This window comes from Streptococcus sp. k-402 (assembly GCF_013277515.1).
GTDB lineage: Bacteria > Bacillota > Bacilli > Lactobacillales > Streptococcaceae > Streptococcus.
Window position 1 is genome coordinate 1 of sequence record NZ_VMNB01000018.1, and the last position, 5903, is coordinate 5903.

The 5903-nt window shown below is 39.2% G+C and carries 7 protein-coding genes; 6 read left to right on the forward strand and 1 reads right to left on the reverse strand.

What is annotated here, in order from left to right; all coding sequences use genetic code 11:
• The first annotated feature begins 216 nt into the window (after positions 1-216).
• The gene (gap, locus tag HT724_RS09695) at positions 217-1224 is read left to right on the forward strand and encodes a type I glyceraldehyde-3-phosphate dehydrogenase (protein WP_173276863.1); all 1008 of its coding nucleotides are present in this window, start codon (positions 217-219) and stop codon (positions 1222-1224) included.
• A gap of 68 nt (positions 1225-1292) precedes the next feature.
• On the opposite strand, the gene HT724_RS09700 is transcribed toward gap, so the two are convergent.
• Entirely contained in the window at positions 1293-2168 is an 876-nt protein-coding gene (locus HT724_RS09700) for an RluA family pseudouridine synthase (RefSeq protein WP_345890315.1), read from the reverse strand.
• Between the two features lie 86 nt (positions 2169-2254).
• Here HT724_RS09700 and pbp2a point away from each other — a divergent pair, with 86 nt between their 5' ends.
• From pbp2a to HT724_RS09725, 5 genes are all read left to right on the forward strand, one after another.
• Positions 2255-4450 (forward strand): penicillin-binding protein PBP2A, encoded by a 2196-nt coding sequence (pbp2a, locus tag HT724_RS09705; protein WP_173276862.1) that lies wholly within the window; start codon positions 2255-2257, stop codon positions 4448-4450.
• 52 nt (positions 4451-4502) lie between these two features.
• The gene (gene rpmG, locus HT724_RS09710) at positions 4503-4655 is read left to right on the forward strand and encodes a 50S ribosomal protein L33 (RefSeq protein ID WP_001809375.1); all 153 of its coding nucleotides are present in this window, start codon (positions 4503-4505) and stop codon (positions 4653-4655) included.
• 9 nt (positions 4656-4664) lie between these two features.
• A complete protein-coding gene (gene secE, locus HT724_RS09715; RefSeq protein WP_001210991.1) occupies positions 4665-4841 on the forward strand; it encodes a preprotein translocase subunit SecE in 177 nt (58 codons plus the stop codon).
• Positions 4842-4891: 50 nt separating this feature from the next.
• The gene (gene nusG, locus HT724_RS09720) at positions 4892-5428 is read left to right on the forward strand and encodes a transcription termination/antitermination protein NusG (protein ID WP_000376739.1); all 537 of its coding nucleotides are present in this window, start codon (positions 4892-4894) and stop codon (positions 5426-5428) included.
• A 120-nt stretch (positions 5429-5548) separates the two neighbouring features.
• On the forward strand, positions 5549-5903 hold a 355-nt coding region (locus tag HT724_RS09725; RefSeq protein WP_173276861.1), incomplete at its 3' end, for a sigma-70 family RNA polymerase sigma factor.

Consider the following 5903-nt stretch of genomic DNA (forward strand, 5'->3'; position numbering starts at 1 on the left):
AAAATCCGTTTTAGACTAATTTCCACTTCGGTTAGGTAAGTGGAAGTTACTTTGAGAAGTTACCTAAAAAAGAAACAAACATAGAAAAACAATGCCCGTACTTGCAATTAAACTTAAATAGTTATATAATAGGTTTGTTGAAAGGTGATTTGTAGTGATTCAAGTTACTCTTTTCACAATAAAAATTTCATGATTTTCATAAGGAGGAAATCACTAATGGTAGTTAAAGTTGGTATTAACGGTTTCGGACGTATCGGTCGTCTTGCTTTCCGTCGTATCCAAAACGTAGAAGGTGTTGAAGTTACACGCATCAACGACCTTACAGATCCAGTTATGCTTGCACACTTGTTGAAATACGACACAACTCAAGGTCGTTTCGACGGTACTGTTGAAGTTAAAGAAGGTGGATTCGAAGTTAACGGTAAATTCGTTAAAGTTTCTGCTGAACGTGATCCAGAACAAATCGACTGGGCTACTGACGGTGTAGAAATCGTTCTTGAAGCTACTGGTTTCTTTGCTAAGAAAGAAGCAGCTGAAAAACACCTTAAAGGTGGAGCTAAAAAAGTTGTTATCACTGCTCCTGGTGGAAACGACGTTAAAACAGTTGTATTCAACACTAACCACGACGTTCTTGACGGTACTGAAACAGTTATCTCAGGTGCTTCATGTACTACAAACTGCTTGGCTCCTATGGCTAAAGCTCTTCAAGACAACTTTGGTGTTGTTGAAGGATTGATGACTACTATCCACGCATACACTGGTGACCAAATGATCCTTGACGGACCACACCGTGGTGGTGACCTTCGCCGTGCTCGCGCTGGTGCTGTAAACATCGTTCCTAACTCAACTGGTGCTGCGAAAGCTATCGGTCTTGTAATCCCAGAATTGAACGGTAAATTGGACGGAGCTGCTCAACGTGTTCCTGTTCCAGCAGGTTCTGTAACTGAGTTGGTAGCAGTTCTTGAAAAGAACGTTACTGTTGACGAAGTGAACGCAGCTATGAAAGCAGCTTCAAACGAATCATACGGATACACTGAAGATCCAATCGTATCTTCAGATATCCTAGGTATGTCTTACGGTTCATTGTTTGACGCAACTCAAACTAAAGTTCTTGACGTTGATGGTAAACAATTGGTTAAAGTTGTATCATGGTACGACAACGAAATGTCATACACTGCACAACTTGTTCGTACTCTTGAATACTTCTCAAAAATTGCTAAATAATTCATGAGTCGATAAAAAGCAAGGCTTCGTGGTCTTGCTTTTCTTATATGGAAAAATGGATGACACAATCATCCATTCTTTTTTAATTCTCTTTCGAAAGTATCTGATAGGGCAGTGAAGCTTAATTTCTCTAGAGTAAGCGGATGGGTAAAGGAAAGTCGAAAGGCGTGGAGCATAAGCCGACTTATCTTTGAATTGCTGTTATAGAGAGGGTCGCCCAAAATAGGGAAGTTATGATGCGAAAGGTGTACACGGATTTGATGGGTTCGACCTGTCTTTAGTTTGCAATGAACCAAGGAAGTCTTGTTTGAGAATTGCTTTAATCTGCTTACATGCGTTTCAGCATATTGCCCATTTTTTGCATCAACTATTCTTTTTCTACGATCATGGCGATCACGTCCAATTTTGTCTTTGAAAACAAGTTCTTTACGGCTGACATTTCCATCAACTAGAGCCCAATATTCCCTGGAAATCTCTTTTTTCTCCAATAAGCGATTGAGAATGGGCAGGATAAAAGGATTTTTAGCAAAGAGGACTAAACCACTGGTTTCCATATCCAGACGATGAACGACATAGCAGGTTTGGCCAACATAGGCACTGACATGGTTAAGAAGGGCGATTTCGTTTGGCTGATTACCATGCGTTTTCATCCCCTCTGGTTTGTTTACAATAATCAAGTGTTGATCTTGATAAACTTCCTGAACAAGCTCAGAGTTGCCCCAAGGAATTTCCTTTTTGGGATAATCTTCCTCATCAAAAGTCAACTGGCAAACATCTCCAGGACTTACCATCTCGTTCCAATGAACTTCTCGCTGATTAATCAAAATGTGTTTCTTGATTCTCAAAAAATGACGGATTTTTCTAGGGATGAGGAGTTGTTCCTCCAGTAATTGCTTAACAGTCATTTGAGATAGAGAGTATGGTAAAGTAAAAGTGAATTTCATACAGATATTGTAACAAAAAAAGCCCTATTTGGATAGGAAATAGCTAAATTCTTGTCTTCCTATGGTGAAGATGATAAAATAAACGCATGAAATTAGATAAATTATTCGAGAAATTTCTTTCTCTTTTTAAAAAAGATACAAGTGAACTAGAGGATTCTGATTCTACTAGTTTACGTCGCTCTCGAAGTGATAGAAAAAAATTAGCCCAAGTGGGTCCAATTCGAAAATTCTGGCGTCGCTATCATCTAACAAAGATTGTCCTTATACTAGGTTTGAGTGCAGGCTTGCTAGTTGGAACCTATTTGTTTGCTGTAGCCAAGTCAACCAATGTCAATGATTTGCAAAACGCCTTGAAAACTCGGACTATCATTTTTGACCGTGAAGAAAAGGAGGCTGGTGCCTTGTCTGGTCAAAAGGGAACCTACGTTGAATTGACTGCTATCAGTAAAAATTTGCAGAATGCCGTTATTGCGACAGAAGACCGTTCCTTCTATAAAAATGACGGGATTAACTATGGTCGTTTCTTCTTGGCTATTGTCACTGCTGGTCGTTCAGGTGGTGGCTCTACTATTACCCAACAGCTGGCTAAAAATGCCTATCTGTCGCAGGATCAAACTGTTGAGAGAAAAGCGAAAGAATTTTTCTTGGCTTTAGAATTGACTAAAAAATATAGCAAGGATCAGATCCTAACCATGTACCTTAACAATGCCTATTTTGGAAATGGTGTGTGGGGTGTAGAAGATGCGAGTAAGAAATACTTTGGAGTTTCTGCATCAGAAGTGAGTTTGGATCAAGCTGCGACTCTGGCAGGGATGCTGAAGGGACCGGAATTGTATAATCCTTTGAATTCCGTACAAGATTCGACTAATCGTCGCGACACTGTCTTACAAAATATGGTTGCAGCAGGATATATTGATAAAAACCAAGAAACCGAAGCTGCAGAAGTTGATATGAATTCTCAATTGCACGATAAGTATGAAGGGAAAATCTCAGATTACCGCTATCCTTCTTACTTTGATGCGGTGGTTAATGAAGCTGTTTCCAAGTATAATCTAACAGAGGAAGAAATTGTCAATAATGGCTACCGCATTTACACAGAGCTGGATCAAAACTACCAAGCAAATATGCAGGTTGTCTATGAAAATACAGTGCTATTTCCGAGGGCAGAGGATGGAACATTTGCTCAATCAGGAAGTGTCGCTCTCGAACCGAAAACAGGGGGAGTTCGTGGAGTTGTCGGTCAAGTTGCTGGCAATGATAAAACGGGATTCCGGAATTTCAACTATGCAACCCAATCGAAACGTAGCCCTGGTTCTACAATTAAGCCTTTAGTTGTTTATACGCCAGCAGTTGAAGCAGGCTGGGCTTTGAATAAGCTCTTGGATAACCATACCATGCAGTATGACAGCTATAAGGTTGATAACTATGCAGGGATCAAAACGAGTCGAGAAGTTCCCATGTATCAAGCCTTGGCAGAATCGCTTAATCTACCTGCTGTTGCCACTGTTAATGATTTGGGCCTTGATAAGGCTTTTGAGGCGGGCGAAAAATTTGGACTCAACATGGAAAAGGTCGACCGTGTTCTTGGTATTGCCTTGGGAAGTGGCGTCGAAACCAACCCTCTTCAAATGGCTCAAGCATATGCTGCCTTTGCAAATGAAGGTTTAATGCCGGAAGCACATTTTATTAGTAGAATTGAAAATGCTAGTGGGCAAGTTATTGCGAGCCATAAAAATTCACAAAAACGGGTGATTGATAAGTCTGTAGCTGACAAGATGACTAGTATGATGTTGGGTACATTCACTAACGGAACCGGTATTAGTTCATCGCCTGCAGACTATGTCATGGCAGGGAAAACTGGTACAACTGAAGCAGTTTTCAATCCGGAATACACAAGTGACCAGTGGGTAATTGGTTATACTCCGGATGTGGTGATTAGTCATTGGCTTGGTTTTCCGACCACTGATGAAAATCACTATCTAGCAGGATCTACTTCAAATGGTGCAGCCCATGTCTTTAGAAACATTGCCAATACCATTTTACCTTATACACCAGGAAGTACCTTCACAGTTGAAAATGCATATAAGAAAAACGGAATTGCACCAGCTAACACAAAAAGACAAGTACAAACCAATGATAATAGCCAGACAGATGATAATTTGTCTGATATTCGAGGACGTGCGCAAAGTCTAGCAGATGAGGCTAGTCGGGCTATCTCGGATGCGAAGATTAAGGAAAAGGCTCAAACAATATGGGATTCGGTAGTCAATCTATTTCGCTAAGATGCTTGTCAAAGCCTAGCTTTCTTGTTATAATAGATAAGATGGAGGCGTTATGGCACTAAAAAAAGCAAGCCTAGCTTGTGCGGTTTGTGGTTCGAGAAACTATTCAATCAAGATTAGTGGAAACCCCAAGCCTACACGACTAGAAGTAAATAAATTTTGTAAGCATTGTGGCAAGTACACTACACACAGAGAAACGAGATAGGAGAGAGCGATGCGTTTTATTGGAGATATTTTTAGACTTCTTAAAGACACAACATGGCCAACTCGCAAGGAAAGCTGGAGAGATTTTCGTTCTATCATGGAATACACAGCTTTCTTTGTAGTAATTATTTACATTTTTGACCAGTTGATTGTTTCAGGTTTGATTCGATTTATTAACATTTTTTAGAAGAGTAGTGAAAGTACACTAAAAATCTTCTATTTATGAAAGGAAATATCATGGATAGTTTTGATAAAGGATGGTTTGTCTTACAAACTTATTCTGGTTATGAAAATAAGGTAAAAGAAAATCTATTACAACGTGCACAAACCTACAATATGTTGGATAATATTCTACGCGTTGAAATTCCAACACAAACAGTGCAAGTTGAAAAAAATGGAAAGAGAAAAGAAGTAGAAGAAAATCGCTTTCCAGGTTATGTTCTTGTAGAAATGGTCATGACAGATGAAGCTTGGTTTGTTGTGCGAAACACACCAAACGTTACAGGATTCGTAGGATCTCATGGGAACAGATCAAAACCAACACCATTATTGGAACAAGAAATTCGTGACATTTTGGTATCTATGGGACAAACTGTTCAAGAATTTGATTTCGATGTTGAGGTTGGTCAAACCGTACGTATTATTGATGGTGCTTTTGCAGACTATACTGGTAAAATTACAGAGATTGATAACAATAAAGTGAAGATGATTATCTCTATGTTTGGTAATGACACAGTAGCAGAAGTAAACCTAAACCAAATCGCAGAATTATAACCCTAAGAGAGGCAAGACCTCTCTTTTTTGTGCAGTTGAGGAGCTAAAGGGAACAGAATGGATGAAATGTGTCAAAAGTGTTTCTGAATCTGTTAGACTGTACACAGAAAGGGGAAGATTATGATTAAAGAATTGTATGAAGAAGTCCAAGGAATTGTATACAAGTGTAGAAATGAATATTACCTTCATTTGTGGGAGCTATCGGATTGGAACCAAGAAGGCATGCTCTGCTTACATGAATTGATTAGTAGAGAAGAAGGACTGGTAGACGATATTCCACGTTTAAGGAAATATTTCAAAACCAAGTTTCGAAATCGAATTTTAGATTATATCCGTAAGCAAGAAAGTCAAAAACGGAGATATGATAAAGAACCATATGAAGAAGTAGGTGAGATTAGTCATCGTATAAGTGAGGGAGGTCTCTGGCTAGATGACTATTATCTCTTTCATGAAACCCTAAGAGATTATAGAAACA

Excerpts from the sequence above, each read along its gene's own strand:
- gap (WP_173276863.1), top strand. The coding sequence starts at position 217 with ATGGTAGTTAAAGTTGGTATTAACGGTTTCGGACGTATCGGTCGTCTT.
- HT724_RS09700 (WP_345890315.1), bottom strand. The coding sequence starts at position 2,168 with ATGAAATTCACTTTTACTTTACCATACTCTCTATCTCAAATGACTGTT.
- pbp2a (WP_173276862.1), top strand. The coding sequence starts at position 2,255 with ATGAAATTAGATAAATTATTCGAGAAATTTCTTTCTCTTTTTAAAAAA.
- rpmG (WP_001809375.1), top strand. The coding sequence starts at position 4,503 with ATGGCACTAAAAAAAGCAAGCCTAGCTTGTGCGGTTTGTGGTTCGAGA.
- secE (WP_001210991.1), top strand. The coding sequence starts at position 4,665 with ATGCGTTTTATTGGAGATATTTTTAGACTTCTTAAAGACACAACATGG.
- nusG (WP_000376739.1), top strand. The coding sequence starts at position 4,892 with ATGGATAGTTTTGATAAAGGATGGTTTGTCTTACAAACTTATTCTGGT.